Below are 26,356 nucleotides of genomic sequence, written 5' to 3' on the forward strand. Positions count from 1 at the left end.
GGAAGCTTTGTGGATATGGATTCCGAAATTATCGATAGGCTGCGCGCTACGATGTGGCGGCGCTCGGAGGTTGAGGAAAACCTTTTCGTCGAGACTGTCGAATCCATCGCCTCCCCCCTATCGAAAGAACTCACTCGCGCCCTATTCGATACTTTTCTACCGATTGACGATTTCGGTTCACAGGAGAGCGTGAATGAAAGGCTGTCACTAGCCGAAGATCAAGTCTATTTCTGTGTTCTCGGAGAAGAGGTCGCAAGAATATGTGACAGGGCACCGGATCATGCTGATGATATTATCGTCAGAGCTGCCATATACTATCGTCCATTTCTCATAAATCTGATTGTTTCTCTCTCCGAGGAAGACAGGGAAAGTGTACTGCTATTCATGCGTGAGCGACTCTTCATAGAACCGGAAATTCGGCAGGTTGTTGAGCAGATCGGGGAGCGGGGCTGTTAAGGAGTTTACTACCTCAAGTCATGTTTTCGCCCATCATTAGCGTACCTTTCATACTCGCGCACATTAAACGCACAAACGGGCGACTCTAGGTCGCCCGCTCATCGGTGTCCAACTCAGGCCAGTTCCGCCACCTTCAACTGCACATCGATATTGCCGCGCACCGCGTGCGAATAGGGGCAGATCGTGTCGGCTTCGGCGATCAGCGCTTCGGCGGCGTCATGCTCCACACCCGGCAGCGCGATGTCGAGCGTGACGGCGAGGCCGAAGCCCTTGTCGGCGCGCGGGCCGATGCCGACCGTCGCGGTCACGGTCGTGTCGGCGGGGACGCGGGCGAGGTCCTTGTTCTGCGAGGCGGCGAACTTCAGCGCGCCGAGGAAGCAGGCGGCATAGCCGGAGGCGAACAGCTGCTCGGGATTGTTGCCCTGCCCGTTGCCGCCCAGTTCCCTGGGCGTGCCGAGCGTTACTTCGAAGCTGCCGTCCGCAGTGCGGGCCTTGCCGTCGCGGCCGCCGGTCGCGGTGGAGCTGGTCGAGTAGAGGATCTTGCTGGTCATGTCTGGGTCCTTTCAGGGTCGTCGAGCGGAGTTAAAATCGATCACGATTAAATCGTGTACGATTTATCTAGGTGAATTGCCTTCGGATGTCAACCTTGCGATTTAATCGTGTGCGATATATATTGGTTTTCGCTGTCCTACAGGCGCAGCATTTGGTAATTTTTATGTAATCAAGATATTGAAATTAAACATTTTTGTTCGTCCACATGGCGCATATGCGCGAAGTTAGTGAAGTTAGGAGCCGCAGAGCATGACCCTTTCAGCTCAAGAGCCGCAGAAAAGCGAGGATGCCGGGCCCTTCGACCGCTTCCTCTGCTTTGCCGCCTATTCGACCAGCCTGGCGTTCAATCGCCTCTACAAGAGCGTTCTGGACGATCTCGGCCTGACTTATCCGCAATATCTCGTCATTGTCGCGCTTCTGCACCGCGACCGACAGGCGGTCAGCGAGCTTGGTGACGCGCTGTTCCTCGAGTCGAACACGCTGACGCCGCTCATCAAGCGCCTCGAAGCCGCCGGGCTGGTGACGCGCCAGCGCGACAGCGCGGACGAGCGCGTCGTGCGTGTCTCCCTGACGGCGCAGGGCAGGGGCCTTGCCGATCGCATTGCCTGCGTCCCGACCGATATCCTCAAGGCGACGGGCATGAGCATCGAAGAACTCGGTGCGCTCCAGCAGGGCCTGATGAAGCTCGGCGACAATCTGCGCGCGAGTCAACGCGACTGATGTCAGGCTGCGACCGCCTCGCGCTGCCGGACGGCAGCATTGCGGAGAATGTCCGCCATCAGCCGAAAGTCGGCCTCGCGCGGCGAATTGCGGCGCCAGATGAGCGCGATCTCGCGATGCGCACTGGGCGAGCGGATCGGCCGGGCGACGATGTCCGTATTGGCGAGGATGCCGCCACGGATCGCCATTTCGGGCAGCAGGGTAAGGCCCAGCCCATTATCGACCATCTGAACGAGCGTGTGCAGCGATGTGCCGGTGATCGTCGCCTCGCTGCGCAGCTCGGCCCGGTTGCAGGCGGCGAGCGCATGCTCCTTGAGGCAATGGCCGTCCTCCAGCAGGAGCAGCCGGTTGCCGTCGATCATGTCGGGCGTAATCTGCGCGGGCGGATCGCGCGGATCGTCCTTTGGAAAGGCGACGAAGAGCGCATCGTCGAACAGCACTTCCTTCTCGACATCGCCGCAGGGGAAGGGGAGCGCGAGCAGCACGCAGTCGGCATGGCCGTGGCGCAGGCTGTCGAGCGCGGTGTGGCTGGTCTCTTCCCGCAGATAGAGCTGCAAGGCGGGCCGCTCGGCGCGCAGGCGGGGCAGCAGGCTCGGCAGCAGGAACGGCGCGATGGTCGGGATGACGCTCATGCGCAGCTCGCCCGCCAGCGGCGTGCCGGAAGCCTGCGCGATCGCCGCCAGCTCCTCCGCCTCGCGCAGCACGCGGTGCGCCTTCTCGACGATGCGGTCGCCGAGCGCTGTGAAGCGGACGATGCGGCGGGTGCGCTCGACCAAAGTGACGCCGATCAGCGATTCCAGCTCGCGGATGCCGGCCGAGAGCGTCGACTGGGTCACGAAACAGGCGTCGGCCGCCCGTCCGAAATGGCCATGCTCCTTCAGCGCCACCAGATATTGGAGCTGTTTGAGCGTGGGCATGTAGATCGACATTGATCGTCCTTCCCGATGGTTCGAGAAGAAATAAGTGACTTAACCGATCAATGCAAGCGAGCGCAACGCGCCATAGCCAGCGGTGAGGGTAAGGATGAAGCCAACCATGATCATCAGCGGCTTGGCCGGGACATGCCGGGCGACCCAGGCGCCCATCGGCGCGGCGATGACGCCGCCGATGAGCAGGCCGATCGTCACCGTGGTGAATGTCTCCCAGCCCAGATGCACCAGGAATGTCGCACTGATCGCCAGCGTCAGGAAGAACTCGACCGTGTTGACGGTCCCGATCGTGTAGCGCGGCGCGGAGCCCTGGATGAGGAGATTGGAGGTGACCACCGGTCCCCACCCGCCGCCGCCCGTAGCGTCGAGAAAGCCGCCGACAAGGCCGAGCGGCGCGACGAAGCGGGCATCGCGCGGCTTGGGCGGATATCTGAACCCGCGCCAAAGCAGCCAGAGGCCGATGCCGACGAGATAGGCCTGGATCCAGGGCTTCACGAGATCGCCATCGATGTTGGACAGGAAATAGGCGCCCGCGACACCGCCCGCGACACCGGGCACCATCAGGCGCCAGAACAGTTTCCAGTCCACATTACGGTGAAGCACGTGGCTTATTGCGGACACGGCCGTGGTGCAGGTCTCGGCGGCATGGACGCTGGCCGAAGCCGCCTTGGGCGGCACGCCGAGCGCCAGCATCAGGCTGCTGGAGATGACGCCATAGGCCATGCCGAGCGCGCCATCGATGATCTGGGCGCCAAAACCGACGAGGATGAACGGCAGCAATGTCTGCAGGAACTCGACCCAGCCTTCAGCCACATTCAATCCTTCTCAATTAATCCGATGGACAAATACGAAGGAGCCGAGAGAATGCAAGTAGATTGTCCTGGGACAGTTGACCAGCGCAACGCTATGGAAATTTCCGGGCGCAAGCACTAGATAGCGGCTCTTGTCATCAATGCAGAGGCGCCGCGCCATGGGACTTCTGTCCTATCTCGATTCGATCAAAGCGCGCGATCCCGCGCCGCGGTCCCGCATGGAGATTCTGATCTATCCCGGCGTATGGGCACTCGGTCTTCATCGCGTCGCGCACCGGCTGTTTCGCGCCCGCCTCTATTTCCTGGCCCGGCTGGTCAATCACTTCTCGCGCTTCCTGACCGCGATCGACATTCACCCCGGCGCGAAGATCGGGAAGAATTTCTTCATCGATCATGGTTTCACGGTCATCGGCGAAACGGCCGACATCGGCGACGACGTCACTATCTACCAGTGCGTGACGCTGGGCGGTACCGATCCGGCCAATGGCATTGCCGGCAAGCGGCACCCGACGATTCTTGATGGCGCCATCCTCGGCTCGGGATGTCAGGTGCTGGGGCCGATCACGGTCGGCGTGCGCGCCCGGATCGGTGCCAATGCCGTCGTGACCAAGGACGTGCCGGAAGGCGCGGTGATGATCGGCATTCCGGCGCGCGCGACGCTGATCGACGCCAAGGAGTATCAGAAGCCGTTCGTACCTTATGGCACCCCTTGCTCGGAGGCCTACGATCCGGCAACGCAAAAGCTCGAAATCCTCCAGTGCGAAGTCGAGAATCTGCGCAAGCGACTGGCCGAACTTGCCGCCGAGCGGGACGCCGGACGGAGTGCGGAGCCTGAAAGCCCGTCGCGCACATCGGCCTGATGAGCAACATCACCCCGTTTCCGCGTTCGCACTCAGGCTCAACCGCCGCTCCGACACAGACGGGTTTCGACCGGCTCGAACTCTCCCGCATCATGGACCTTTATGGCCGGATGGTCTCCGCCGGCCAGTGGCGTGATTATGCGATCGATTTCAATCGCGATGTCGCGATCTTCTCGGCTTTCCGCCGCGCGGCTGAACGGCCTGAGTTTCGTATCGAAAAGCGTCCGTCGTTGCGTCATCGCCAGGGCATGTGGGCGCTCATCGGAGAGACAGGCGCGGTGCTGCGCCGCGGGCAGGAGTTGGCCGGCGTGCTTGCGCCGGTCGAGCGTCGATTGCTGAAAATAGTCGAAGACTAGGTGCCGGCCGCGCGGAAATGGCGGTTCACCGCGCGCGATCGCCGGCGCCATAAAATTGACTTTCGCATGATGCAGGGGGCTGACGTGAGCAGAGAGTAGTACGCAGAGGTATGTCGTATTAACTTCGTCGCAAAACTGTAATCAAAATGTCATAGCCGCGCCCTTCTGCCCCCAGACCCACCGGAGCGAATTCGTGCGATCCACTGCTTGTTTCACTGTCCTGGCCGCTTCTCTGTGTCTCATGCCGGTATCGGCCATGGCACAGGAAGGCGAAACGGACGTCGCTGCCATGCGGGCCGAGATCGCGCGTCTGCGCGCGCAGCTTGAGCAGTTGGAAGGGCGCTTGAACAAGGTCGAAACGCAGGCGGTCGTGGCGGCGCCCTCGGCAACCTCGACGCCCGTCGCGCCCGCGCCGCAGCAAGCCGCAGCGGCAGCGCCCGAGACCAGCATCACCTGGCGCGGTGCTCCGCAAATGTCGAACGGCAAGGGCATCACCTTCAAGCCGCGCGGGCGCCTGCAACTCGATACAAGCTATGTATCGCGGCCCGGCAACTCGGGCGCTCCGACGCTCGGCTGGTCGTCGGATGTGCGCCGCGCCTATATCGGTGTGGACGGCGCATTGGGCGGCGGTTTCGGTTATCGGCTGGAGGTGGATGTCGCGACCGGCTCGGCTTTGTTGACTGATGCGTGGCTCACTTTTGAGAAGGGGCCGCTCACCGTCACTATCGGCAACCACAAGACTTTCGGAGGCCTCGACGAGCTGACCAGCGATCTCGAGACGAGCATGCTGGAACGTGCGTCCTTCACGCAGGCCTTTGGTTTCGAGCGGCGCCTCGGCGTTTCGGTCGCGCTGGCAAAGGGGAATTTTCTGCTGAATGTCGGCGCCTTCGCGGACGACCTTGAGACGATGGGCACGGGCGTGAAGGATGACAGCTTCTCGCTGAACGGGCGCCTCGTCTACATGCCGAAGATCGGCGGCACGCAGCTTCATGTCGGCGGTTCGTTGCATCGGCGGGAATTGCAGGGCCTGTTTGCGCCTCTGCGCTACCGGGCGCGGCCGGGCGCACGAACCACTGACATGCGGTTTGTCGATACGGGGGCGTTCAGCGCCACGTCCGAAACGGGCTATGGTCTGGAATTCGCTTTGGGCCACGGGCCGTTCCATGTCGCGTCGGAAGCGTTCTGGCAGCATGTCGACCGCCCGAACTTCAGCGATCCGACCTTCTTCGGCGGCTATGGCGAGATCGGCTATGTCTTTGCGGGCGGGAAGGGCCGCGGCTACAGCAAAGGCGCGTTCGGGGCCATCCGGCCGACCAAGGGCATCGACAAGGGCGGTGCCGGCGCCTGGCAGGTCAACCTGCGGTACGACTGGCTGGATCTCAACGATGCAAGCGTGCGCGGCGGCACGCAGCGCACGCTGGGCGCTTCGCTGGTCTGGGTGCCGATCGAGCGCGTCAAGTTTCTGGCCAATTATCTTCGGGTCAGCGTCGAGGACACACCGGTCCTGATCGGCGCGCTCAACGACTATGATGTCGATGTGTTCGGCCTCCGCGCGCAGTATGATTTCTAAGCGCGCATAGCGCCGCGCGTCAGGCTGCCGCTGCCCGCGAAGCAGGTCCAGGGTCGCTTGCCGGCGGCAATCTCATGGCGAGATCGCCCGGCAACCAGCCGACAACCAGCGCACGAGCCTTGTGCCAGAGCGCCGAGAGCAGCAGGAGTGCGGACCCGATTACCAGCGCGGTGAGGGCCATGCCGAATTGTAGTGCACCGACCTGCTCGAACAGGCTCTGCAGTGCCCAGAGCACATAAGCCAGCGACGATACCAGCAGCGCGCGCCGATCGACCGCAAGGGCTACAAGTCCGAAGAGCATATAGAGCAGCACCACCAGAAGGCCGGTGCCGGTCGAGAGATCGTGATCGAAGGCGTGCAGCAGATGGAAGAGCGCGTGCGCGATCAGCGGCGCGGCAAGCATGTGCAGCCAGAAGGCGACATCCGAGCGGCGCGTGCGGCGATCCCGATCCGACATGTCCCAGCGCATGGCGAAGGCGAACACCCCGATGCCACAGATCAGCATCGGCCAGTAAAGTAGATCGTCGATCGCGTTGTTGGCGCCAACAAAGCCGATGACGGCCCCGACAAGCGCCGCAACAAGAGCGGCGATCGTGATTGGAACCGCGAAGCGGCGCCAGTGCAGATAGGTCGCCAGCGCCGTCAGGATACCGCTGATGCCGATCGTGATGCCGACGGCCATCTGATCGTCATGGTCCTGCCCGACGATCATGAGGCCGCTCGCCGTCAGGCTCCAGAACATCCCGATCGAGAAAGCCAGCAGGAAGATGATGGAAGGCAGCGCCATGCGCCTCTGCCGCGTGAAATATTCGCCGAGCGCCCAGGCCGTGCCGGCGACCAGGATGCCGGCCAGAGGCGATTCCATATGGGCATGATCGCGGACCATCCCGGTCGATGTCCCTATCAGCGTGCCGAGGCTTCCGACGGCAACGAGCAGGATGACGCCCGCGATGGCGACGAAAATGTCGTTGAAACCCGTCAGCAGGCGGAATTGCTCTTCGTCCACCAGGCTGGTCTTGTGGCGCTCCGCGATGAAGCTGCGGAACGCGAGTAGGGTGTCGCTGGTCAGGACACCCGCATCGACGGCATCGTCGAGATCGGCATTGGAGTACATCTGTTACCTCCCCTGTTTGGCGGAGAAGGTAACATTAGTGCCTTAGTGATACAATACAGCAATTCAGGCTGCGTCGGCGTCCAGCGAGTAACCGGCCGAGCGCACGGTCCGGATGATATCGGGTGCGCCGCCGGCATTGATCGCCTTGCGCAGGCGCCGGATGTGGACATCGACCGTCCGCAGCTCGATCTCGCTGTCCTGCCCCCACACGGAATCCAGCAGCCGCTCGCGCGAGAACACCCAGCCGGGATGCTCGAGCAGATGGCGCAGCAGGCGGAACTCGGTCGGACCCAGCGGAACGAGAGCGCCGGCGCGCCGCACCTTGTGGGCGACCGTGTCCATCTCCAGATCCCCGAAGATCAGCACTTCGCCCGCCAGCGCAGGGCGCACGCGGCGCAGCACGGCGTTAACCCGCGCGATCAGCTCCCGCGGGGAGAAGGGCTTGGTGACATAGTCGTCGGCCCCCGTTTCGAGACCGCGCACGCGATCCTCTTCCTCGCCGCGCGCGGTCAGCATGATGATCGGCACATTGGCCGTCTCGTTCATGCGGCGCAGGCGGCGGCAGACCTCGATGCCGGAGAGATTCTCGACCATCCAGTCGAGCAGGACGATGTCCGGCGTGCGCTCCTGGGCGAGGATCAGCGCCTCCTCGCCGTCCGGCGTCTGAGCGACGTCGAAGTCTTCGCGCTGGAAATGCCACGTCAGCAATTCCGCCAGCGCGGCATCGTCCTCGACGAGAAGCATCTTGGCGCGGGCCACGCTCAACGCTCCACCGTATCGATGATCGTCGCCTTCTCGCGCTCGGGCGGCTTCTCGCCGGTCGCTACATAGTGGACCATCTCGGCGATGTTGGTCGCATGGTCGCCGATACGCTCCAGATTTTTCGCGATGAAGAGCACGTGTGCGCTCTCGGAGATCATCTTCTGATTTTCCATCATGAAGGTGACCATGGTGCGGAAGATGGAGTTGTAGAAATCATCGACCGCCCGATCCCGCTCGATCACGGCGAGAGCCAGCTTGGCGTCACGCGCGGCGAAGGCATCGAGCGCAGACTTGACCATCTCGCGCGCGATTTGCGCCATGGAAGGCAGGAGTGCGAGCGGCTCCATGCGGCTTTGCGCGGTGACCGTCTCAACCCGCTTCGCGATATTCTTGGCATAGTCCGCCATGCGCTCGACAATGCCCGAAATCTTGAGGACGGCGATGATCTCGCGCAGATCGTCCGCCAGCGGGGCGCGTAGGGCGATGGTCTGCACGACCAGCCGCTCGATATGCGCGTCCAGTTCGTCGATCCGCGCATCGCCCGCCACGACCGTGCGGGCGAGTTCGACATTGCGCGTGGACAGCGCCTTCATGGCATTGTCGATCGCATCTTCGGTGAGGCCGCCCATCTCGGCGATCAGCGCGCGCAGCGCGTTGATGTCGTCGTCGAACGCCTTGACCGTATGTTCCGTCATGGTCCGTATCCTGTCCGTCGCTGTTTCAGCCGTAGCGGCCCGTGATGTAATCCTTGGTCCGCTCCTTGCGGGGATTGGTGAAGATCTCGGTGGTCGGCCCTTGCTCCACGAGCCGGCCGAGATGGAAGAACGCCGTGCGCTGCGAGACGCGCGCCGCCTGCTGCATATTATGCGTGACGATCACGATCGCGTAATTGCCGCGCAGTTCGAGGATCAGTTCCTCGATCTTGGCGGTCGCGATCGGGTCCAGTGCCGAGCAGGGTTCGTCCATGAGGATGACCTCGGGCTCGACCGCGATGGCGCGGCCGATGCAGAGGCGTTGCTGCTGGCCGCCGGAGAGCGCGGTGCCGCTGTCGTTCAGGCGATCCTTGACTTCTTCCCACAGGCCGGCGCGGCGCAGCGACTTCTCGACGATCTGGTCGAGATCGGCCTTGCCGGACGCCAGGCCGTGAATGCGCGGACCGTAGGCGATATTCTCGTAGATCGACTTGGGGAAGGGATTGGGCTTCTGGAACACCATGCCGACACGGGCGCGCAGCTGCACGACGTCCATGGCGGAGCCGTAGATATCCTCGCCATCGAGTGTGATCCGCCCCTCGACCCGGGCGCTGGCGACCGTGTCGTTCATGCGGTTGAGCGTGCGCAGGAAGGTCGACTTGCCGCAGCCCGAGGGGCCGATGAAGGCCGTCACATTCTCCAGATCGACATCGATCGAGACGTTCTGGATTGCCTGTTTTTCGCCATAGAAGACGTTGACGCCGCGCGCCGTCATCTTGTTCGTGGTGGTTGCCGTGTCAGCCATTGGTGTCGTCACCATTTCTTTTCGAACTTGTTGCGCAGGTAGATGGCGATGCTGTTCATCGTCAGCAGGAAGATCAGCAGCACGATGATTGCCGCCGATGTCTTCTCGATGAAGCCCTTGCCGACCTCGTCGGACCACAGGAAGATCTGGACGGGCAGCACGGTCGCCGGATCGGTGATTCCGCCCGGAGGCGAAGCCACGAAGGCGCGCATGCCGATCATCAGCAGCGGTGCGGTCTCGCCGAGCGCGCGGGCCATGCCGATGATCGTGCCGGTGAGGATGCCGGGCAGCGCCAGCGGCAAGACATGGTGGAACACGACCTGTATCGGCGACGCGCCGATGCCGAGGGCGGCATCGCGGATCGACGGCGGCACGGCCTTGATGGCATTGCGTCCGGCGATGACGATGACCGGCATGGTCATGAGCGCGAGCGTCATGCCGCCGACGAGCGGCGCCGAGCGCGGCAGGTGCATCATGTTCAGGAAAATGGCGAGGCCAAGCAGGCCGAAGATGATCGAGGGCACGGCCGCGAGATTGTTGATCGACACCTCGATGATGTCGGTCCAGCGATTGCGCGGTGCATATTCCTCCAGATAGAGGGCCGCGAACACACCGATCGGGAAGCTCAGCGCCAGCGTGATCGCCATGGTCAGCAGCGAGCCCTTGAGCGCTCCCCAGATACCGACCACGGTCGGGTCCGTGCCGTCGCTGGAGGTCAGGAAGCCGCCATTGAAACCGGTCGAGAGTGCGCGGGCCTGTTCGAGTTTTACAACCGCTGCCTCGTCGGCCTCGCTGCCGTCGCTCTTGGCAGCGAGGTCGATGCCGGCGGATGCGGGGACCGTGATCGTCACCTTGCGCGTCAGAATGCCGGGGTCGGCGATGATCGCCTTGCGCAGGGCCGCGACCGCCCCGGATGAAATATAGTCGTCGCCATCCTTGCCGAAGGCGGCCTGCGCCGAACTTTCGATCACTTGCGGCAGATTGGCGTTGGCCAGCACCTGATCCGGATTGGTCGAGAGCATCGCGGGGTCGATCATGATCGGTGAACGGGGAAAATCGACCGGCAGCTTGATCTGCGTGCTCATGAAGCCGCGCGCGCCATTGGCGCCCATCGAGATCAGCAGGAAGGCCAGAAAGCCCGCCGAGATCAGCACCGCGCAGAGACCCAGTAGCCTGAAACGGCGCTCGGCTGCGTAGCGAAGCGCAATGCGCCGGCGCATCGCCTCGCCATTCCAGTCAGTCGGCGCGCGGGATGTGGCAACAGGTGTCGCGGACATGGGGAGAACAGCCTCGCTCATTCATAGGCCTCGCGATATTTCTTCACGACGCGCAAGGCGACGATGTTGAGGAGCAATGTCACGATGAACAGCACGAGGCCGAGCGCGAAGGCTGCGAGCGTCTTGGCACTGTCGAACTCCTGATCGCCGGTCAGCAACTGGACCATCTGCGTGGTCACCGTCGTCACGCTGGCGAAGGGATTGAGCGTCATATTGGCAGCGAGGCCCGCCGCCATCACCACGATCATCGTCTCGCCGATCGCGCGGCTGACGGCGAGCAGGACGCCGCCTACCACGCCGGGCAACGCCGCGGGGATCAGGACGCGCCGGATCGTTTCACTGGTCGTGGCGCCCATAGCGAGACTGCCGTCGCGCATCGACTGCGGCACGGCGGCGATGCTGTCATCGGCCATCGAGGAAACGAATGGGATGATCATGACGCCCATGACGAGGCCGGCCGCGAGCGCGCTTTCTGACGATGCGCCGGGGATACCGATCCCGGCGGCGAGATTGCGCAGTGCGGGCGCCACGGTGAGCGCGGCGAAATAGCCATAGACCACGGTCGGTACGCCTGCGAGCACCTCGAGCATCGGCTTCATCCACTTGCGTGTCCGTGGTTTGGCATATTGGGTGAGATAGATGGCGCTCATCAGCCCGAGCGGGATGGCGACGATCATGGCGATGATCGCGCCGATGAAGATCGTGCCCCAGAAGAGCGGAACGGCACCGAATGCGTCTTCATTGCCATAGCCCATGGCTGCCGATTGCGGACTCCACTTGAGACCCAGGAGGAAGTCGAGCGGATTGACCATCGAGAAGAAGCGCAGCGACTCAAAGAGCAGCGAAGCGACGATGCCGGCGGTCGTTATGATCGCGATGAGCGACGCGAGAAGCAGCGTCCACATGACGACGCGCTCGACACGGTTGCGCGCGGTGAACGAGGGGCGGACGCGCGAAAAGGCATAGGCGCCGCAGGCAAAGGCGAGGATGGCGGCGAGCACGGCGCCGATTGTCGAATAGCGGCCATAGGCGGCGCGATAGGGCTCGACCAGCGACATCGACTGCGGATTGAAGGCGGCGGTCTGCGCGCCGCTGGCGATCGCGCCGGCTTCGGACAGGATTGCGCCGCGGGAGAAATCGTCGGCCGGAAGCGACTGTGCGGCAGGCGAGGTCAGCACGCTGTCGAGCACGAGGCTCGGCATGACATTCGCCCAGACCGCCAGAAAAGCCAGTGCCGGCAGGGCTGTCCACAGCGCCACATACCAGCCATGCTGGCTCGGCCGGCTGTTGGTCGCGAGCCGGCCGGCCTCGATGCCGAGGCGTGTCGCTCGGGCACGCGCCACGATCCACCCGATGAGGGCGAGCGCGACTATGATCATCACGATCATCATGCCGGTCATCTTGCCGTGTTCCCCTGGATTCGCGGGCGGAAGGCGGCATGGCGAGCGCGCGGCTCGCCATGCCGATCGATGGCCATCACTTCAGGTCTGCGCCCGTCATGACGGTGAGATTGGTGACCACGTCGCTATTGGTCTTGCGAACATCTTCCGGTGCCACGACCATGCCGCGCTTGGCGAGCGCGCCGTCGGGATTCCAGTTCTTGGCGATCGCTTCGACATAAGCTTTGAGGCCCGGCACCGCAGCGACATGCGCCTTCTTCACATAGATGTAGAGTGGGCGGGCGCCGGGATAGGTGCCGTTGGCGACCGCATCATAGGTCGCCTCGATGCCGTTCAGTGGAATGTCCTTCAGGGTCGCACGATTGGCGTCGAGGAAGGAAAAGCCGAAGATGCCGACCGCTTGCGGGTTTGCCGAGAGCTTCTGGACGATCAGGTTGTCGTTCTCGCCGGCATCGACATAGGCACCGTCCTCGCGCACCTGGGTGCAGAGCTGCTTGTGCCTGGCTTCGTCGCTGCCCTTGAGAGCCTTCATCGCCGGGTCGCTCTCGCAGCCGGCGGTCAGCACCAGCTCTGCAAGCGAGTCGCGCGTGCCGGAGGTGGAAGGCGGTCCGAAGACGGAAATGGCGACGGCGGGCAGGGAGGGGTCGACATCCTTCCAGGTCTTCGCCTTGTTCTCGCCTTTGCCATAGGGATTGGCGGCGAGCGCCTCATAGACCTGCTTCGTGGTGAGCGAGAGACCAGGGCCTTCCTTGGCTTCAGCGAAGGCAAGGCCGTCGAGGCCGATCTGGACTTCGACGACATCCTTGACGCCATTGGCCTGGCACTGATCGAACTCGGACTTCTTCATGCGGCGCGACGCATTTTCGATGTCGGGGTGCTGGCTGCCGACGCCGGCGCAGAACAGCTTCATGCCCGCACCGGTGCCGGTCGACTCGATGATCGGCGCCTTCATTCCCGGATTGGTCTGGGTGAACAGACCCACGGCTTCCTGCGCGAACGGATAGACGGTCGATGAGCCGACGGCCCGGATCTGGTCGCGTGCGGCGCTGGCGCCGCCGCCCGACTGACCCTGGCAAGCTGCGAGCGCGAACACGGATGCCGCGACGAATGCGTAACGCATGGAGAATCTCCTGGGGCGATTTGCGTGGGACCCGGAATCGCCTTGAACCGGGTTCGTCGCCGCAATGTGACGGTTTGATTACGCTTTTGTGACATCGCCCGGCATGCCGGCCGGGATCATCTCTGCTTCACTGCCGCCGCCCTTGCGAAACTGCGGCAATTCCACCCTTACGGTCGTGCCGACACCGACACTGCTATCGAAATTCAGAACGCCGCCATGTCGCTGCACGATATGTTTGACGATCGCCAGACCGAGACCGGTGCCGCCCATGGCGCGACTGCGACTCGAATCGATTCGATAAAAGCGTTCGGTAAGGCGCGGCAGATGTTCGGCGGTGATGCCGTCGCCTTGGTCGGCCACGGCCACTTCGATCATATCGTCGTCCAGCGCCCTCGCCGAGAGCGTGACCGGAGTGCCCGGCGCGCCATATTTGAGCGCATTACTGACGAGATTGTGGAGCAGCTGGCTCATCTGCGCGCGGTCGGCGCGAATGGCCGGGACCGTATTGCTGACGTCGACGACGATGTCCTGCGCGCGCTTGTTCTGGCTCTGGCGAAAGACCGCGACGACTTCCTCGACGAGAGGCAGCAGGGCGACCGGCTGCTCGGGCGCGCGATATTTGTCCGCCTCGATGCGGGAGAGCGACATCAGGTCATCGACGAGCCGCTGCATGCGCCGCGCCTCGCCTTCCATGATCGTGAGGAAGCGCTCTCGCGTCGCGGCGTCGGCCCCAGCGACGGGGTCCCGCAGGGTTTCGACGAAGCCCAATATGCCGGCAAGCGGCGTGCGCAATTCGTGGCTTGCATTGGCGACGAAGTCGACCCGCATGCGCTCGGTCGCCTGACGCCCGCTCTGATCGAACAGGAAGACCAGCAGCCGGTCGTCGCGCAGCGGCTGGATGTCGAGCTCCCAGCTTTGCTCAGCCGTGCCCAGCCCGACGATCTCGACGCGGGCGGGCGCGTCCAGAGTCTTGGGACCGGTCAGAAGATCGATGGCGGCCGGGTGACGCAGCGCAAGGCGCACATCCTGGCCGATGATGTGGCGGCCGAGGAGGGCCAGAGCGGCCTCGTTGCAATATTCGATCCGCCCGCGATGCGCGATGAAGCAGGGATGCGGGAGTGCCTGGAGCAGCGCATCGATCTCGTCCAGGCTGGAAACGCTTTTTGCCGGTGACAGCATTGGCGCGCGCGGAGAAGCTGTGCGTCGTTCCAGCGCATCGAACAGCATGGCCATGGCGAACAGCCCTGCAATGGCACAGGCGAAGGTTGCTTCCCAATTCCGGGTGAGCGTGAAAACCATCACGGCGGCCGCCGTCCCAGAAAGGAACAGAATCCATATCGAGCGATCGATGCGACCCATGGCGAGGCCCCCTAGATTATTTTGCTAAAGACTGCGATGCCGAATAAAGGATGCCGTGTGACACGGCGCCGGTGCGCAGCATGGGCATAAGGGCAGACGCATGAACGAGGGCAAAGGGCCGGACGCGCAGCACGAGCCTGGCCAGGATGAGGCCGGGCATGCGGGTGCGACCTCGCGCCGCCAGCTTCTGCGCCTGAGCGCGGCCGCCGGCGCAGTCGTGTTGACCGTGCGGCCGGGCATTGCCCAGGCGGCGACGTCCGTTCTGGCTTGTGAGATACCGGTGCCCGATCCCGCCCGTGCCGGTCAGGCGGTTGCCCCCGACGGCACGATGGTGCCAAAGGGCACGAGCGGATCTTTCCCGGGCGGGCGGACCTTCACCGGCGAGCAGGTGCGCACTGGCCTTCGCGGCGGCAATCTGCCCGGCACCAGCTACCAGGAGAGTCAGGCCTATCTCAACTATGTGCGCCGCCTGCAGCATGGCCGCAGCGGCTTTACCTGCTACGCCTCGCTCATGGCCGCGCGCTAGGGCCGCACGGGTTCGCCGGCGGTGGCCGTGACCTACCGGGCCGAGGCGCCTGACCAGATCATTGTCGAACGTCTCGGCGCCATCGACGCGCTGTATCATCGCCGTTCGGGCACGACGCACCTTGTCGCCGCGCCGGTTCCGCAAATCCTCGAAGCCCTGGGCGAAGGGGCCACGGACGTCGCCGGCCTGCTCGCGCGCCTCGCGGCGCGCTTCGATCTCGACACTCCGGATGACGAAGCGAAAGCGGCATTGGAACAGCGGCTGGCGGAACTGATCGACCTTGGCCTGGTCCGGGGCGAGCGCTGAGCTTCGGCATGCGGCATCAGCTTGGCCTCGCCGTCGGGCCGGCGACCTTTCGGATCGGCTCGGCCTGGCGTGGGCCGATCGATGCGCTGGCGCGGCTGTATGCGGCGTATCCGCCCATCGACTTCGCGCGGCGCGTGCCGGATTTTACGGTCAGGCTCCAGCCGGTGCAGCCGTGGCGGCGTTTCATCCGCTCGTCGATCTTCATTGCCGGCGATCACATGCTGCCGGACGCCGCGCCGATGGCGCTGGAGCATGGCCTGCTGGCAGCCGAGATGGGGATGAACCTGCAGATGGCGCTCGGCTGGCGCAGGCATGTGCTGCTCCACGCCTCCTGCGTCGAGAAGGACGGCAAGGCGCTGGTCATCACCGGCGAGTCCGGCAGCGGCAAATCGACGCTTGCGGCGATGCTCGGCGAGCGCGGCTGGCGCCTGATGGGCGACGAGTTCGCGCTCCTCGATCCGGCGAGCGGCATGGTGTTCGCCTTCCCGCGGCTCGTGAGCCTCAAGAACGAGGCCATTGATATCGCGACTGCCGGCATCACGCCGGAGCGGATCGGCCCTCGCCTCGAAGGCACGCCCAAGGGCGCGATCCGCCATCTCGTGCCGAATGCCGAGGCGATCGCGCGCATGGCCGAGCCTGCGGTGCCTCGTTTGCTGTTGCTGCCGCGCTACGGCTTTGCCGAGGCGCACCGGCCGGTCGAGCAGGGCGAGGCGTTCGTCCGGCTGACCGAGGCATCGACCAATTATATCGCGCTGGGGGAAGCGGGCTTCGGCGCGCTGGTGCGGTTCGTGCGCACTGTGCCGGCGGTCGCGCTCGACTATCCGGACAGCGCGACCGTACTTGCCGCTGTCGAGGCACTGTGGGGCGAGGTCGCATGAGCGCCGCTCTGCTCGCGGAGACGCTGATCGACCCGGGGCTCGTCACGCGCTTCGATGCGCCGACATGGACAGCGCTCCTCACGGCAGCGCGCGCGGAAAGGCTGCTGGGGACGATCGCGGACAAGCTGGACGGCCTTGCCATGCCTCCCGATGTCGCCGCGATCCTCGCGGACACCCGCGTGGACGCGCGGCGCGACCGGCAGCAGGCGCTTTGGGAAATCGACAGGGCCATGGTCGCGCTCGCCCCGCTCGATTGCCCTGTGGTGCTGCTCAAGGGGAGCGCTTTCGCGGCCGCCGGACTGCTCGCCGCGCAAGGCCGCGCGATCGGCGATCTCGACATATTGGTACCACGCGACCGGCTGGACGAGGTCGAGGCCGCCTTGCGAGGTGCCGGCTGGGAATGGGTGAAGCCCGACCCCTATGATGAGGCATATTATCGCCGCTGGATGCACGAGCTGCCACCTCTCATCCATGTCGAGCGCGACCGGATGATCGACGTGCATCACACGATCCTGCCGCTGACCGCGCGACCACGCCCGGATGCGGCGGCGATGATTGCCGATGCCATGCCGCTGGCAAACGGCATTTCTGTGCTGCGGATCGACGACATGCTTTGCCATGCTGCCGCGCATCTGATTGCCGACGGGGATATGGCGGGCGGCCTGCGCAATCTGTGGGATATTCATTGCCTGCTGATTGAGCATGGAGAGGACCAGAGCTTCTGGAATGGCCTGGACGCGCGCTCACGACATCATCAGTTGCGCGCACCGATGCGACGGGCCGTGCGGCTGTCGCATCGCATCTTCGGAACGGAGGTGCCCAAGGACTGGCTGGGCGGCGGCGTACTTGACGGTCTGTTCGCGGCGCGCCTGCTGACCCGGACGTCATGGGGGCAGGAAGCGCGTCCCTTTCTGCGCCTCGGCTTCTATTTCCGTTCGCACCTGCTGCGCATGCCGCCGCTCATGCTGGCGCGGCATCTCTGGACGAAATGGCGTAAAGGCTATCGGCCGATTGGGTGACGGCGCTCAGGTCGCGGGCCAGCGTTCCAGCAATGATATGAGTTCGTCATAATGATCGATCCCGGCATCAGCGCCGAGTTCCTCTGCCGTGCAGGGGACGAAGCCAAAGCTGACGGCAATCGACGGGATGTCCGCCGCGCGCGCAGCCAGCGTATCATTGTCCGTATCGCCGAGGAAGATCGTGCGGCCGCCGCCGGCCTTCTCGACCATGTCGAACAGCAGATCGGGCAACGGCTTGTGCCGGTTTGGCCCGAGCGTGTCGCCGCCCACGATCGCCGCGAAGCGCGCGGAGAGCCCAAGCTCGTCCAGCAGCTTGCGTGCCAGGGCCTCGCGCTTGTTGGTGCAGATGGCGAGCCGGATGCCGCGCGCAGCCAGGTCGTCCATCGCGTCGATCAGGCCGGGATAGGGAACCGTCTGGACAGCGATGTTCGCGCCATAGAAGTCGAGCAGCACAGGTAGCAGCTCGTCGATCAGCGCCTGATCGACGATACCGGCGGCCGCGAGGCTCCGCTCCAGCATGCGTCGCGCGCCCTTGCCGATGAATGGCTTGATCTCGTCGATCGGATAGGAGCCGTGGCCGATGGTCGCCAGCGCATGATTGACCGCTGCCGCCAGGTCCGCGCTGGTATCGAGCAGGGTGCCGTCGAGATCGAATCCGACGATGTCGAAAGGAATATTTGCCATCGGCGCGCCCATGCCCGTTGCGCGGTGGCGCGATCAAGTCAAACATGGCAAGGGCGTCGCGCGTTTCGAGGAAAGAGAGGTTCCGCCCGTGTCGACGTCGTCAAGTGCCCCTCTGGCCGTGATCGTTCTTGCCGCCGGGCAGGGCACGCGGATGAAGTCCAGCCTGCACAAGGTCCTTCATCCCATCGCCGGCCGGCCGATGCTGCTGCATCTGCTCGCCAGCGTCGCGGCACTGGCGCCGGCGCGGCAGGTCGTGGTCGTGGGGGCAGGGCGCGAACAGGTGGAGACGGCGGTCGCGGGCAAGGGCATCGACATCGCCATACAGGCCGAGCAGCTCGGCACGGGTCATGCCGTTGCGCAGGCCAGGCAGGCACTCACCGGCTTTGTGGGCGACGTACTCATTCTTTATGGCGACGTGCCGCTGGTTACGGGCGAGACGATGCGCGCGATGGTCGAGCGGCTGCATCGCGCCGATGCGCCAGCCTGCGTCGTACTCGGCTTCCGGCCGGACGATGCCGCCGCTTATGGCCGGATCATCGCGACGCCGGATGGGCGGATCGAGAAGATGGTCGAGTTTAAGGACGCGAACGAGGCCGAGCGGGCGGTGGACCTCTGCAACAGCGGGCTGATGGCGGTACGATCGGACGATCTGTTCGCGCTGCTCGCGCGGATCGGCAACGACAATGCCGCGGGCGAATATTATCTGCCGGACATTGTTATGCTGGCCATGGGTGACGGGCGGCCGAGCGCGGTCATCGAGACGGGCGCGAGCGAAGTCGCGGGCGTCAACAGCCGCGCGGAACTGGCGGCGGTCGAGGCGAGCTGGCAAGCGGCGCGGCGCGCGGAGGTAATGCGCGATGGCGTTTCGCTGATCGCGCCGGAGACGGTCTTCTTCGCGCATGACACGCAGATCGCGCGCGACGTGACGATCGAGCCGAATGTCGTCTTCGGCCCCGGCGTGACGATCGAGGAAGGAGCGGTCATCCATGCCTTCTGCCACCTGGAAGGCGCGCAGGTCGGGCGCGGTGTTTCGGTCGGCCCGTTCGCGCGGCTGCGGCCGGGCGCCGTGCTGGGCGAGAAGGCGCGAGTCGGCAATTTCGTGGAGATCAAGAACGCGACGCTGGGCAAGGGCGCGAAGGCCAACCATCTTTCCTATGTCGGCGATGCGACGGTCGGCGAGGAGGTGAACATCGGCGCCGGATCGATCACCTGCAACTATGACGGCTATTTCAAGCATCGGACGATCATTGGCGATCGCGCCTTCATCGGGTCGAACAGCGCGCTGATCGCGCCGGTGAAGATCGGTCGCGATGCTATCGTCGCTGCGGGCAGTGCGGTCTCGCGCGATGTCGCGGACGGGGAGCTGCGGCTGGTGCGCGCGGAACAGTTCGTGAAGCCGGGCTGGGCCGACCGTTTTCATGATGCGATGCGAAAGCGCAAGGCCGCCGAAAAGAAGAGCTGAAAGCGGCATCATGTTACATCCGCGCCAAAACGTTCTCCACTTGCGATGAATTGAAACGTCGAACGCGGCCACGTCGAAATCGTCCAATCATCGCGCTGCTCGGCGTGACACATGCAGGGGCAAGGAAGCGACGTCGGAGCGAACTCCGGCAAGCTCTCGGCCCGAAGGGTTCAGCACCCGCCGGCAAGGCTCTGACAAGGGCGAAAAAATCTGTTTCCCGGGTCAGTCCGCTGGCTCGAAAGCTTGCCTCCGTGGGAGGTGCGTCCTTGCGGGCGCATGCGAGGCATATTGTGTGGGAAGGGAAGAGGGCGGCTCATGTCGCCCTCTTTTCTTTTGCCCAGGCTTGCAATGATATCACGATATGATATCAATATATCATGCGTTTCCTTGCCGAACTGCCCGATGACGAGGTTGCCGAGCTCGATGCGCTTGCGCGTCGCAACAATCGATCCCGCGCCGCCGAAGTCCGCGAAGCCGTGCGCCTCTATGTGCGAGGACGCAAGGGCAACGACTGGATCGCGCGCGGCTTTGGCTACTGGAAGGATCGGACGGATATCGGCGATGCGGTCGAGTATCAGCGCGCCATGCGCGACGACCGGGATTTCGGCTGACGCGCAATGGCCGATCCGGTTTTCGACACCAATATTCTGGTCGACTGGCTCTCGGAGCGCTCGCAGGCGGCGACCGAACTGGCCCGTTACCGGCGACACCGGATAAGCCGGATCAGCTGGATGGAGATACTGGCGGGCGAGCCGTTTGAGACGCGCGACCATATCCAGTCCCTGATCGCACCGTTCGAGGTGATCGAGGTGGACAGCCGGATCGCGGTGGCCGCCGTCGATATCCGTCATCGCTCGCGGATGAAGCTGAGCGATGCGATCGTCCTGGCGACGGCGCAGGTGAACGGCTCCATCTTGGTGACACGCAATACCAAGGATTTTCCGGCAAACATGCCGGGGATCCGAATCCCCTACACTCTCTGACAGACGGAAGGCTCGCTCATGTGCGGAATTATCGGCATCGTCGGCACGCAGGATGTCGCGGACCGTCTGCTCGATGGCCTGCGGCGGCTCGAATATCGCGGTTATGATTCGGCGGGCATCGCCACCGTGTTCGGCGGGCGCATCGATCGTCGCCGTGCGGAAGGGAAGCTGGTCAATCTTGGAAAGGTGCTGGCCGCCGAGCCGCTGCCCGGCACGACCGGTATCGCTCACACGCGCTGGGCAACCCATGGCGCGCCGACCACCAGCAATGCGCACCCGCACGCGACCGACGAAGTGGCCGTCGTCCACAACGGCATCATCGAGAACTTCAAGGCTCTGCGGGACGAACTGATCGGGCGCGGGCGCGTCTTCACCAGCGAGACGGACACGGAAGTGGTCGCGCATCTCGTGAGCGAGCTGGTCGAGGCTGGCACGAGCCCGCAGGACGCCGTCAAGCAGGTGCTCCCGCGCCTGCACGGCGCTTTCGCACTCGCCATCCTGTTCCGCCAGCATCCCGATTTGCTGATCGGCGCGCGGCTGGGGTCGCCCCTGGTCGTGGGTCATGGCGAGGGTGAGACCTATCTCGGCTCGGACGCGCTGGCGCTGGCGCCGCTAACCCAGCGTATTGCCTATCTGGACGAGGGTGACTGGGTCGTCATCACGCGCGATCAGGCACAGGTCTTCGACAGGGACAACAACCCCGTCGAGCGGGCGGTGACGCTTTCGGGCGTGTCCGGCGCGATGATCGACAAGGGCAATCATCGCCACTTCATGCTCAAGGAGATCTACGAGCAGCCGGTCGTCGTCGCGCAGACGCTGCGCAGCTATCTCCGCCGGATTGACGATCAGGTCTCGCTGCCGATCCCCGATTTCGATCTCTCGACCATCAGGCGCGTCAGCGTCGTGGCATGCGGCACCAGCTTTTATGCCGGCATGGTCGCCAAATACTGGTTCGAGCAGTTCGCGCGCGTTCCGGTCGATCTCGATGTCGCGTCCGAGTTCCGCTATCGCGCGCCCGTGATGGAGGAGGAAGGAGGGCTCGCCCTCTTCATCTCGCAGTCCGGCGAGACGGCGGACACGCTTGCGGCCCTGCGCCATGCGCGCGCGGAAGGGCAGAAGATCGCCGTCGTCGTCAACGTGCCGACCAGCTCGATGGCACGCGAGGCGGACCTCCTGCTGCCGACGCACGCTGGACCCGAGATTGGCGTTGCCTCGACCAAGGCGTTCACGTGCCAGCTGGCGGTGCTGGCGGCGCTCGTGGCCAATTTCGCGCGCGCGAAGGGAAGGATGACGGCGGAAGAGGAGAAGGATATCGTCTGGCATCTCTCCGAGGCGCCGGCCGCGATCAATCAGGCGCTGCTTCAGGATGAAGCCGTGCAGGCGCTCGCGCCCCTGGTGGCGCCGGCCCGCGATGTGCTCTATCTTGGCCGCGGCACCGATTATCCGCTGGCGCTTGAAGGCGCGCTCAAGCTCAAGGAAATCAGCTATATTCACGCCGAAGGTTACGCCGCAGGCGAAATGAAGCACGGGCCGATCGCGCTGATCGACGAGGCCGTGCCGGTCATCGTCATCGCACCTTCCGGCCCGCTATTCGAGAAGACCGTCTCCAACATGCAGGAAGTCCAGGCGCGCGGCGGCAAGGTCGTGCTGATCTCGGACGAGGAAGGCATTGCGGCGGCGGGCGAGGGCTGTCTCGCGACCTTGGCACTGCCCAAGGTGCATCCGCTGATCGCGCCGATGGTCTATGCGGTGCCGGTGCAATTGCTCGCCTATCATGTCGCCGTGCTGAAGGGCACGGATGTGGATCAGCCGCGCAATCTGGCTAAATCGGTGACGGTGGAGTGATAGCTCCAATTAGCCCCTCCTCTTCAGAGGAGGAGTTGGGGTGGTGCCAAAACGTTGCGATTGATCGCTCGCGAGCGCCGCTGGCGCATCGCCAGCACCACCCACTAAACCCTCCTCTGAAGAGGAGGGGGCAGCAACCGCTCAGTCCCTTAATCCGCCGCGAAGGCGAACGGGACGCCGGTGTCGCGATAATCGTCCGTGCGCAGGTCGCGGCCGATAGGCGGTGCGGCGCGGGCGACGCATTTCGGGCGGTGGCAGAGGTGGCAGGCGACCCCGATCGGCGTCGGCTCGGCTGCGGGGCCTTCGGCATAGATGAGTGTGCCGACATGCTCTTCCGCGCAGGCGAGAGCGACGGCGCGGGAGGCGCTGGAAGCCTGCCAGCCTCCTCCTCCCGACATGACCGTGCGCGCGACCGAGAAGAAGCGCTGTCCGTCTGGTAGTTCAAGATGTTGCGTGAGGAGTCTGCCGGGGGTCTGGAAGGTCTCGTGGACATTCCAGAGCGGGCAGGCACCGCCATGGCGCGCGAAGGGGAAGCCGGCGCCGTCCAGGCGCTTGGAAACATTGCCGGCGGGATCGACGCGGATGAAGAAGAAGGGCACGCCTTCCTCGCCGGCGCGCTGCAGCGTGGTGAGGCGGTGCGCTGCCTGCTCGAAGCTGACGCCGAAGCTGCGGGCCAGCGCTTCCACATCGTAGCGCGATTGCCGAGCGGCGCGCAGGAAGCGGCGATAGGGCATGAGCAGGGCCGCTGCCCAATAGGCAGCAAGCGCGCGGCGGGCCATGCGCCGGGCATTGTCGCTGGTGAACTGGCCTTCCGAGACCAGCCGCTCGATATCGTCGCGCGCTTCGAGCAGGGCGAGTTGCAGCGCGAGCTGGAACAGGCGGCCGCCATGATCGAGCTGCTGGCTGATCATGAGTTGGCGGCGGTGCAGATCGTGGAACCGGCGAGCGCCGAGGATCAGGCTCGGCTCCACGAACAGCACGCGCAGATCGTGGACGCTCTCGAAGCGCTGGACGAGCGCATCCAGGCCTCGCACCGTCTCGGCGAGTGCGCCTGCGGCGTCGTCGAGCAGGGGGAAGCAATTGCGCCGGGCGGCCAGGAAATTGCGGGCCTCGGCGACGGGGTCGGTGGCGAGGCCGGCGCGCGCCGATCCTGTGGCTGCGCCTTCGCGGCGCTGGGCGAGTTCCAGCCGTTCCTCGCTATAGGCGGTGTGGAGCCGGAGCAGCGCCTCGGCGAAGGCGGGGTAACTGGTCGCGACGTCGGCGATGTCCAGCGCCGGGAGGTCGATGTCGGCGAAGAGCGGTTCCTTGAGGACGGCACTCAGGCGCGCGGGCAGCTCGTCGCTGCCGTCATCGGCGAGGGCGGCGAGGTCGATGCCATAGGTCCGCGCGAGCTTCAGCAGCAGCTCGGCCGTCACGGGCCGCTGATTGCGTTCCATGAGCGCGATGTAGGACGGCGAGATGTCGAGATCGGTCGCCATATTGGCCTGGGTGAGGCCGAGATCGCGTCGGATGCGCTTGAGGCGGGGCCCCATATAGAGAGCATTTCGAGCCATTAGGTCCCGCCTGAACAAAGCGTTGAACGGTTATTACAACATTACAAAACAGTTTTGTAAAGTTACACAAGGTTACACGGATCGGTCTTCTCGTGCTTGATCGTGCCTGTCATCTCCGCCGCACATATTCGGAGGAGCAGACAGATGACCTATCATTCGGAGATCGAGCGGCTCGGCGAAGCCATTGAGGAGCGCGGTTCCGTCTGGGCCGCGATCAGCCCCGAGGCGGCCGCGCGCATGCGCTGGCAGAACCGGTTTCGCACCGGCCTCGACATTGCCCGCTACACCGCCAAGATCATGCGGCGCGACATGGCGGCCTATGATGTCGATCCGGCCAATTACACGCAGTCGCTCGGGTGCTGGCACGGGTTCATCGGGCAGCAGAAGCTGATCTCGATCAAGAAGCATTTCGGCTCGACGCGCGGGCGGTATCTCTACCTCTCGGGCTGGATGATCGCGGCGCTGCGCAGCGAGTTCGGGCCGCTGCCCGACCAGTCGATGCACGAGAAGACCAGCGTCCCGGCGCTGATCGAGGAACTCTACACCTTCCTGCGCCAGGCCGATGCGCGCGAGCTCGGCATGCTGTTCCGTCAGCTCGACGAGACGCGCCGCACGCACAACCAACTCGACGAGCTGCGCCTGATCAACGCGATCGAGTCGCACGAGACGCATGTCGTGCCGATCATCGCGGACATCGACGCGGGCTTCGGCAATGCCGAGGCGACCTATCTGCTTGCGAAGAAGATGATCGAGGCAGGTGCCTGCGCGCTGCAGATCGAGAACCAGGTCTCGGACGAGAAGCAGTGCGGCCATCAGGACGGCAAGGTCACCGTGCCGCACCAGGACTTTCTCCAGAAGATCCGGGCGATCCGCTATGCCTTTCTCGAGCTCGGCGTTGAGGACGGGATCATCGTCGCGCGCACGGACTCGCTGGGCGCGGGTCTCACCAAGCAGATCGCCTACAGCGCGGCGCCGGGTGATCTCGGCGACCAGTATAACGGCTTCCTCGATTGCGAGACGGTCGATCCGGCCGCGATCGGCAATGGCGAGGTGTTCATCAGCCGGGATGGCAAGCTGCTGCGCCCGAAGCGGCTGCCCTCGAACCTCTACCAGTTCCGCGAGGGGACGGGCGAGGACCGCTGTGTGCTCGATTGCATCACGGCGCTCCAGAACGGCGCGGACCTGCTGTGGATCGAGACCGAGAAGCCGCATATCGGCCAGATCGCCGGCATGGTGGATCGGGTCCGTGCGGTCGTCCCCAATGCCAAGCTCGTCTACAATAATTCGCCGAGCTTCAACTGGACGCTGAACTTCCGCCAGCAAGTCTATGACAATTGGGAGGAAGAGCTGCGCGATGTCTCGGCCTATGACCGGGCGAAGCTGATGAGCGCGGACTATGACGATACCGATCTTGCCCGAGAGGCGGATGAGAAGATCCGCACCTTCCAGCGCGACGCGGCGAAGCGGGCCGGCATCTTCCATCACCTGATCACGCTGCCGACCTATCACACGGCGGCGCTCAGCACCGACAATCTCGCCCGCGACTATTTCGGCGAGCAGGGCATGCTGGGCTATGTCGCGGGCGTACAGCGCCAGGAAATCCGCCAGGGCATTGCCTGCGTGAAGCACCAGAACATGTCCGGATCGGACATTGGCGACGACCACAAGGACTATTTCGCCGGTGAGGCCGCCCTGAAAGCGGGCGGCACCGCCAACACCATGAACCAGTTCGCAGCGTGAGTACGCGAGACGAAAGGAGACAGACGATGAGTGAACCCCAGAGAGCCCGTGCGGTCTTTTCGACCGAGGATTTCCGCCTGCTGCGGACGGCCGTCGCGCATTATCTGCGCGAGGTGAAGGACCGGCCGGAGTCCCTTAAATATTCGCACCTCTATCACCGGCTTGGCCGCGTAGGCTGAGGAGAGGCCGGGCGGCGGCGGGGAAACCCGTCGCCGTCTGTGCGTTCGACTCGCGGGAGTTGGCGCCGGATCGCGGCTATTCGGCGCTTGCGGCATCGATCGGATTGCTAGCTTCATCCTTATGCCGCGAAATGGGCTGCTCCCCGTTTCAGATGCCAAGCGGGAAAGCACGGTTTTCTGCGGTTTTGGGTGCCTGTCTTCGCTAACTTCCCTCGTGTGACGCATGGTGAGCGCGCGAAACTTTGTTCGAGGGCGATTTAAGGCATTGATTTCTGAGGTATTTTTACGGGGTCAAAGAGCGGCGATGCTTCGGGCGTCGTGCGAAGGTCATGCCATCGATGTCCGGAATAGGACAGGCAGAGATGAGGTGCCAGTCCCTGCCCGAGACGTGCAGGAA

General features: G+C 64.2%; 28 protein-coding genes. 15 read left to right on the forward strand and 13 right to left on the reverse strand.

Translation table 11 applies throughout. From position 1 onward, the window contains the following. Positions 1 to 15 precede the first annotated feature (15 nt). Positions 16 to 456, forward strand: coding sequence for a hypothetical protein (locus KM135_RS01660; RefSeq protein WP_221712154.1), 441 nt, complete (start codon positions 16 to 18; stop codon positions 454 to 456). Between the two features lie 113 nt (positions 457 to 569). Here KM135_RS01660 and KM135_RS01665 read toward each other — a convergent pair whose 3' ends face one another. Next, entirely contained in the window at positions 570 to 1,007 is a 438-nt protein-coding gene (locus tag KM135_RS01665; protein WP_221712155.1) for an organic hydroperoxide resistance protein, read from the reverse strand. Positions 1,008 to 1,257: 250 nt separating this feature from the next. Between KM135_RS01665 and KM135_RS01670 the strand changes: the two genes are divergently transcribed. Further along, on the forward strand, positions 1,258 to 1,728 hold the full coding sequence (locus tag KM135_RS01670) for a MarR family winged helix-turn-helix transcriptional regulator (RefSeq protein ID WP_221712156.1): 471 nt from the start codon (positions 1,258 to 1,260) through the stop codon (positions 1,726 to 1,728). A gap of 2 nt (positions 1,729 to 1,730) precedes the next feature. Here the strand turns inward: KM135_RS01670 and KM135_RS01675 are convergent, their stop codons facing one another. Then, entirely contained in the window at positions 1,731 to 2,657 is a 927-nt protein-coding gene (locus KM135_RS01675) for a hydrogen peroxide-inducible genes activator (RefSeq protein ID WP_221712157.1), read from the reverse strand. A 39-nt stretch (positions 2,658 to 2,696) separates the two neighbouring features. Beyond that, entirely contained in the window at positions 2,697 to 3,470 is a 774-nt protein-coding gene (locus tag KM135_RS01680) for a sulfite exporter TauE/SafE family protein (RefSeq protein WP_425516985.1), read from the reverse strand. 157 nt (positions 3,471 to 3,627) lie between these two features. On the opposite strand from KM135_RS01680, the gene epsC reads away from it, so the two are divergent. From epsC to KM135_RS01695, 3 genes are all read left to right on the forward strand, one after another. Then, positions 3,628 to 4,329: a serine O-acetyltransferase EpsC gene (epsC, locus tag KM135_RS01685; RefSeq protein WP_221712159.1), complete on the forward strand. Its 702-nt coding sequence runs from the start codon at positions 3,628 to 3,630 to the stop codon at positions 4,327 to 4,329. After that, the gene (locus KM135_RS01690; protein ID WP_221712160.1) at positions 4,329 to 4,685 is read left to right on the forward strand and encodes a DUF2794 domain-containing protein; all 357 of its coding nucleotides are present in this window, start codon (positions 4,329 to 4,331) and stop codon (positions 4,683 to 4,685) included. Before epsC ends, KM135_RS01690 begins: the two co-directional genes overlap by 1 nt. A gap of 256 nt (positions 4,686 to 4,941) precedes the next feature. Continuing rightward, a complete protein-coding gene (locus KM135_RS01695; RefSeq protein WP_221712161.1) occupies positions 4,942 to 6,255 on the forward strand; it encodes a porin in 1,314 nt (437 codons plus the stop codon). A 19-nt stretch (positions 6,256 to 6,274) separates the two neighbouring features. Here KM135_RS01695 and KM135_RS01700 read toward each other — a convergent pair whose 3' ends face one another. The 8 genes from KM135_RS01700 to KM135_RS01735 all read right to left on the reverse strand — a co-directional run bounded on the left by KM135_RS01700 (position 6,275) and on the right by KM135_RS01735 (position 14,724). Further along, positions 6,275 to 7,369, reverse strand: coding sequence for a hypothetical protein (locus KM135_RS01700; RefSeq protein WP_221712162.1), 1,095 nt, complete (start codon positions 7,367 to 7,369; stop codon positions 6,275 to 6,277). A 63-nt stretch (positions 7,370 to 7,432) separates the two neighbouring features. Further along, positions 7,433 to 8,128: a phosphate regulon transcriptional regulator PhoB gene (phoB, locus tag KM135_RS01705; RefSeq protein WP_221712163.1), complete on the reverse strand. Its 696-nt coding sequence runs from the start codon at positions 8,126 to 8,128 to the stop codon at positions 7,433 to 7,435. Positions 8,129 to 8,130: 2 nt separating this feature from the next. After that, positions 8,131 to 8,826 carry a phosphate signaling complex protein PhoU gene (phoU, locus tag KM135_RS01710; RefSeq protein WP_221712164.1) on the reverse strand — a complete coding sequence of 232 codons (696 nt, stop codon included), beginning with the start codon at positions 8,824 to 8,826 and terminating at the stop codon, positions 8,131 to 8,133. Between the two features lie 25 nt (positions 8,827 to 8,851). After that, positions 8,852 to 9,628: a phosphate ABC transporter ATP-binding protein PstB gene (gene pstB / locus KM135_RS01715; protein WP_221712165.1), complete on the reverse strand. Its 777-nt coding sequence runs from the start codon at positions 9,626 to 9,628 to the stop codon at positions 8,852 to 8,854. Positions 9,629 to 9,636: 8 nt separating this feature from the next. Next, the gene (gene pstA / locus KM135_RS01720; protein WP_221712166.1) at positions 9,637 to 10,926 is read right to left on the reverse strand and encodes a phosphate ABC transporter permease PstA; all 1,290 of its coding nucleotides are present in this window, start codon (positions 10,924 to 10,926) and stop codon (positions 9,637 to 9,639) included. After that, complete coding sequence (pstC, locus tag KM135_RS01725; RefSeq protein ID WP_221712167.1) at positions 10,923 to 12,305, reverse strand: phosphate ABC transporter permease subunit PstC; 1,383 nt, start codon at positions 12,303 to 12,305, stop codon at positions 10,923 to 10,925. Before pstC ends, pstA begins: the two co-directional genes overlap by 4 nt. A 76-nt stretch (positions 12,306 to 12,381) precedes the next feature. After that, positions 12,382 to 13,425: a substrate-binding domain-containing protein gene (locus tag KM135_RS01730; RefSeq protein WP_221712168.1), complete on the reverse strand. Its 1,044-nt coding sequence runs from the start codon at positions 13,423 to 13,425 to the stop codon at positions 12,382 to 12,384. A 78-nt stretch (positions 13,426 to 13,503) separates the two neighbouring features. After that, positions 13,504 to 14,724 carry an ATP-binding protein gene (locus KM135_RS01735; RefSeq protein ID WP_246605697.1) on the reverse strand — a complete coding sequence of 407 codons (1,221 nt, stop codon included), beginning with the start codon at positions 14,722 to 14,724 and terminating at the stop codon, positions 13,504 to 13,506. Between the two features lie 160 nt (positions 14,725 to 14,884). On the opposite strand from KM135_RS01735, the gene KM135_RS01740 reads away from it, so the two are divergent. Genes KM135_RS01740 through KM135_RS01755 form a run of 4 tightly spaced genes read left to right on the forward strand, consistent with a single transcriptional unit; the run spans position 14,885 to position 17,513 of the window. Beyond that, on the forward strand, positions 14,885 to 15,310 hold the full coding sequence (locus KM135_RS01740) for a hypothetical protein (protein WP_221712170.1): 426 nt from the start codon (positions 14,885 to 14,887) through the stop codon (positions 15,308 to 15,310). A 21-nt stretch (positions 15,311 to 15,331) separates the two neighbouring features. Next, entirely contained in the window at positions 15,332 to 15,616 is a 285-nt protein-coding gene (locus KM135_RS01745) for an HPr-rel-A system PqqD family peptide chaperone (protein WP_343228122.1), read from the forward strand. 8 nt (positions 15,617 to 15,624) lie between these two features. Further along, on the forward strand, positions 15,625 to 16,494 hold the full coding sequence (locus KM135_RS01750) for an HprK-related kinase A (protein ID WP_221712171.1): 870 nt from the start codon (positions 15,625 to 15,627) through the stop codon (positions 16,492 to 16,494). Then, a complete protein-coding gene (locus tag KM135_RS01755; protein ID WP_221712172.1) occupies positions 16,491 to 17,513 on the forward strand; it encodes a nucleotidyltransferase domain-containing protein in 1,023 nt (340 codons plus the stop codon). Before KM135_RS01750 ends, KM135_RS01755 begins: the two co-directional genes overlap by 4 nt. Positions 17,514 to 17,519: 6 nt before the next feature. Here KM135_RS01755 and KM135_RS01760 read toward each other — a convergent pair whose 3' ends face one another. After that, positions 17,520 to 18,197, reverse strand: coding sequence for an HAD-IA family hydrolase (locus KM135_RS01760; RefSeq protein WP_221712173.1), 678 nt, complete (start codon positions 18,195 to 18,197; stop codon positions 17,520 to 17,522). A gap of 88 nt (positions 18,198 to 18,285) precedes the next feature. Between KM135_RS01760 and glmU the strand changes: the two genes are divergently transcribed. The 4 genes from glmU (at position 18,286) to glmS (ending at position 22,487) form a co-directional block, all read left to right on the forward strand. After that, complete coding sequence (gene glmU / locus KM135_RS01765; RefSeq protein WP_343228123.1) at positions 18,286 to 19,659, forward strand: bifunctional UDP-N-acetylglucosamine diphosphorylase/glucosamine-1-phosphate N-acetyltransferase GlmU; 1,374 nt, start codon at positions 18,286 to 18,288, stop codon at positions 19,657 to 19,659. A gap of 377 nt (positions 19,660 to 20,036) precedes the next feature. Further along, the gene (locus KM135_RS01770) at positions 20,037 to 20,270 is read left to right on the forward strand and encodes a CopG family ribbon-helix-helix protein (RefSeq protein WP_246605655.1); all 234 of its coding nucleotides are present in this window, start codon (positions 20,037 to 20,039) and stop codon (positions 20,268 to 20,270) included. Positions 20,271 to 20,276: 6 nt separating this feature from the next. Next, the gene (locus KM135_RS01775; RefSeq protein WP_221712175.1) at positions 20,277 to 20,642 is read left to right on the forward strand and encodes a type II toxin-antitoxin system VapC family toxin; all 366 of its coding nucleotides are present in this window, start codon (positions 20,277 to 20,279) and stop codon (positions 20,640 to 20,642) included. Between the two features lie 18 nt (positions 20,643 to 20,660). Next, on the forward strand, positions 20,661 to 22,487 hold the full coding sequence (glmS, locus tag KM135_RS01780; protein ID WP_221712176.1) for a glutamine--fructose-6-phosphate transaminase (isomerizing): 1,827 nt from the start codon (positions 20,661 to 20,663) through the stop codon (positions 22,485 to 22,487). A gap of 149 nt (positions 22,488 to 22,636) precedes the next feature. Here glmS and KM135_RS01785 read toward each other — a convergent pair whose 3' ends face one another. Then, positions 22,637 to 24,040, reverse strand: a complete 1,404-nt coding sequence (locus tag KM135_RS01785) for a helix-turn-helix domain-containing protein (protein WP_221712177.1) — start codon at positions 24,038 to 24,040, stop codon at positions 22,637 to 22,639. A 144-nt stretch (positions 24,041 to 24,184) separates the two neighbouring features. Here KM135_RS01785 and KM135_RS01790 point away from each other — a divergent pair, with 144 nt between their 5' ends. Together KM135_RS01790 and KM135_RS01795 are read left to right on the forward strand one after the other, a co-directional pair. Beyond that, positions 24,185 to 25,780 (forward strand): isocitrate lyase, encoded by a 1,596-nt coding sequence (locus tag KM135_RS01790; protein ID WP_221712178.1) that lies wholly within the window; start codon positions 24,185 to 24,187, stop codon positions 25,778 to 25,780. 26 nt (positions 25,781 to 25,806) lie between these two features. Beyond that, positions 25,807 to 25,959: a hypothetical protein gene (locus tag KM135_RS01795; RefSeq protein WP_221712179.1), complete on the forward strand. Its 153-nt coding sequence runs from the start codon at positions 25,807 to 25,809 to the stop codon at positions 25,957 to 25,959. Positions 25,960 to 26,356: the final 397 nt, after the last annotated feature.

It is taken from the genome of Sphingobium xanthum (assembly GCF_019737615.1).
GTDB lineage: Bacteria > Pseudomonadota > Alphaproteobacteria > Sphingomonadales > Sphingomonadaceae > Sphingobium > Sphingobium xanthum.

Bases quoted from the DNA above. Each gene is read 5' to 3' on its own strand.
- KM135_RS01690 (WP_221712160.1), top strand. From the start codon at position 4,329: ATGAGCAACATCACCCCGTTTCCGCGTTCGCACTCAGGCTCAACCGCC.
- KM135_RS01695 (WP_221712161.1), top strand. From the start codon at position 4,942: ATGGCACAGGAAGGCGAAACGGACGTCGCTGCCATGCGGGCCGAGATC.
- epsC (WP_221712159.1), top strand. From the start codon at position 3,628: ATGGGACTTCTGTCCTATCTCGATTCGATCAAAGCGCGCGATCCCGCG.
- KM135_RS01795 (WP_221712179.1), top strand. From the start codon at position 25,807: ATGAGTGAACCCCAGAGAGCCCGTGCGGTCTTTTCGACCGAGGATTTC.
- pstC (WP_221712167.1), bottom strand. From the start codon at position 12,305: ATGACCGGCATGATGATCGTGATGATCATAGTCGCGCTCGCCCTCATC.
- KM135_RS01770 (WP_246605655.1), top strand. From the start codon at position 20,037: ATGCGTTTCCTTGCCGAACTGCCCGATGACGAGGTTGCCGAGCTCGAT.
- KM135_RS01700 (WP_221712162.1), bottom strand. From the start codon at position 7,369: ATGTACTCCAATGCCGATCTCGACGATGCCGTCGATGCGGGTGTCCTG.
- KM135_RS01670 (WP_221712156.1), top strand. From the start codon at position 1,258: ATGACCCTTTCAGCTCAAGAGCCGCAGAAAAGCGAGGATGCCGGGCCC.
- pstA (WP_221712166.1), bottom strand. From the start codon at position 10,926: ATGAGCGAGGCTGTTCTCCCCATGTCCGCGACACCTGTTGCCACATCC.
- KM135_RS01775 (WP_221712175.1), top strand. From the start codon at position 20,277: ATGGCCGATCCGGTTTTCGACACCAATATTCTGGTCGACTGGCTCTCG.
- glmS (WP_221712176.1), top strand. From the start codon at position 20,661: ATGTGCGGAATTATCGGCATCGTCGGCACGCAGGATGTCGCGGACCGT.
- pstB (WP_221712165.1), bottom strand. From the start codon at position 9,628: ATGGCTGACACGGCAACCACCACGAACAAGATGACGGCGCGCGGCGTC.
- KM135_RS01760 (WP_221712173.1), bottom strand. From the start codon at position 18,197: ATGGCAAATATTCCTTTCGACATCGTCGGATTCGATCTCGACGGCACC.
- KM135_RS01735 (WP_246605697.1), bottom strand. From the start codon at position 14,724: ATGGTTTTCACGCTCACCCGGAATTGGGAAGCAACCTTCGCCTGTGCC.
- KM135_RS01660 (WP_221712154.1), top strand. From the start codon at position 16: ATGGATTCCGAAATTATCGATAGGCTGCGCGCTACGATGTGGCGGCGC.
- KM135_RS01740 (WP_221712170.1), top strand. From the start codon at position 14,885: ATGAACGAGGGCAAAGGGCCGGACGCGCAGCACGAGCCTGGCCAGGAT.
- KM135_RS01665 (WP_221712155.1), bottom strand. From the start codon at position 1,007: ATGACCAGCAAGATCCTCTACTCGACCAGCTCCACCGCGACCGGCGGC.
- KM135_RS01675 (WP_221712157.1), bottom strand. From the start codon at position 2,657: ATGTCGATCTACATGCCCACGCTCAAACAGCTCCAATATCTGGTGGCG.
- KM135_RS01730 (WP_221712168.1), bottom strand. From the start codon at position 13,425: ATGCGTTACGCATTCGTCGCGGCATCCGTGTTCGCGCTCGCAGCTTGC.
- phoU (WP_221712164.1), bottom strand. From the start codon at position 8,826: ATGACGGAACATACGGTCAAGGCGTTCGACGACGACATCAACGCGCTG.
- KM135_RS01750 (WP_221712171.1), top strand. From the start codon at position 15,625: ATGCGGCATCAGCTTGGCCTCGCCGTCGGGCCGGCGACCTTTCGGATC.
- KM135_RS01790 (WP_221712178.1), top strand. From the start codon at position 24,185: ATGACCTATCATTCGGAGATCGAGCGGCTCGGCGAAGCCATTGAGGAG.
- KM135_RS01785 (WP_221712177.1), bottom strand. From the start codon at position 24,040: ATGGCTCGAAATGCTCTCTATATGGGGCCCCGCCTCAAGCGCATCCGA.
- KM135_RS01755 (WP_221712172.1), top strand. From the start codon at position 16,491: ATGAGCGCCGCTCTGCTCGCGGAGACGCTGATCGACCCGGGGCTCGTC.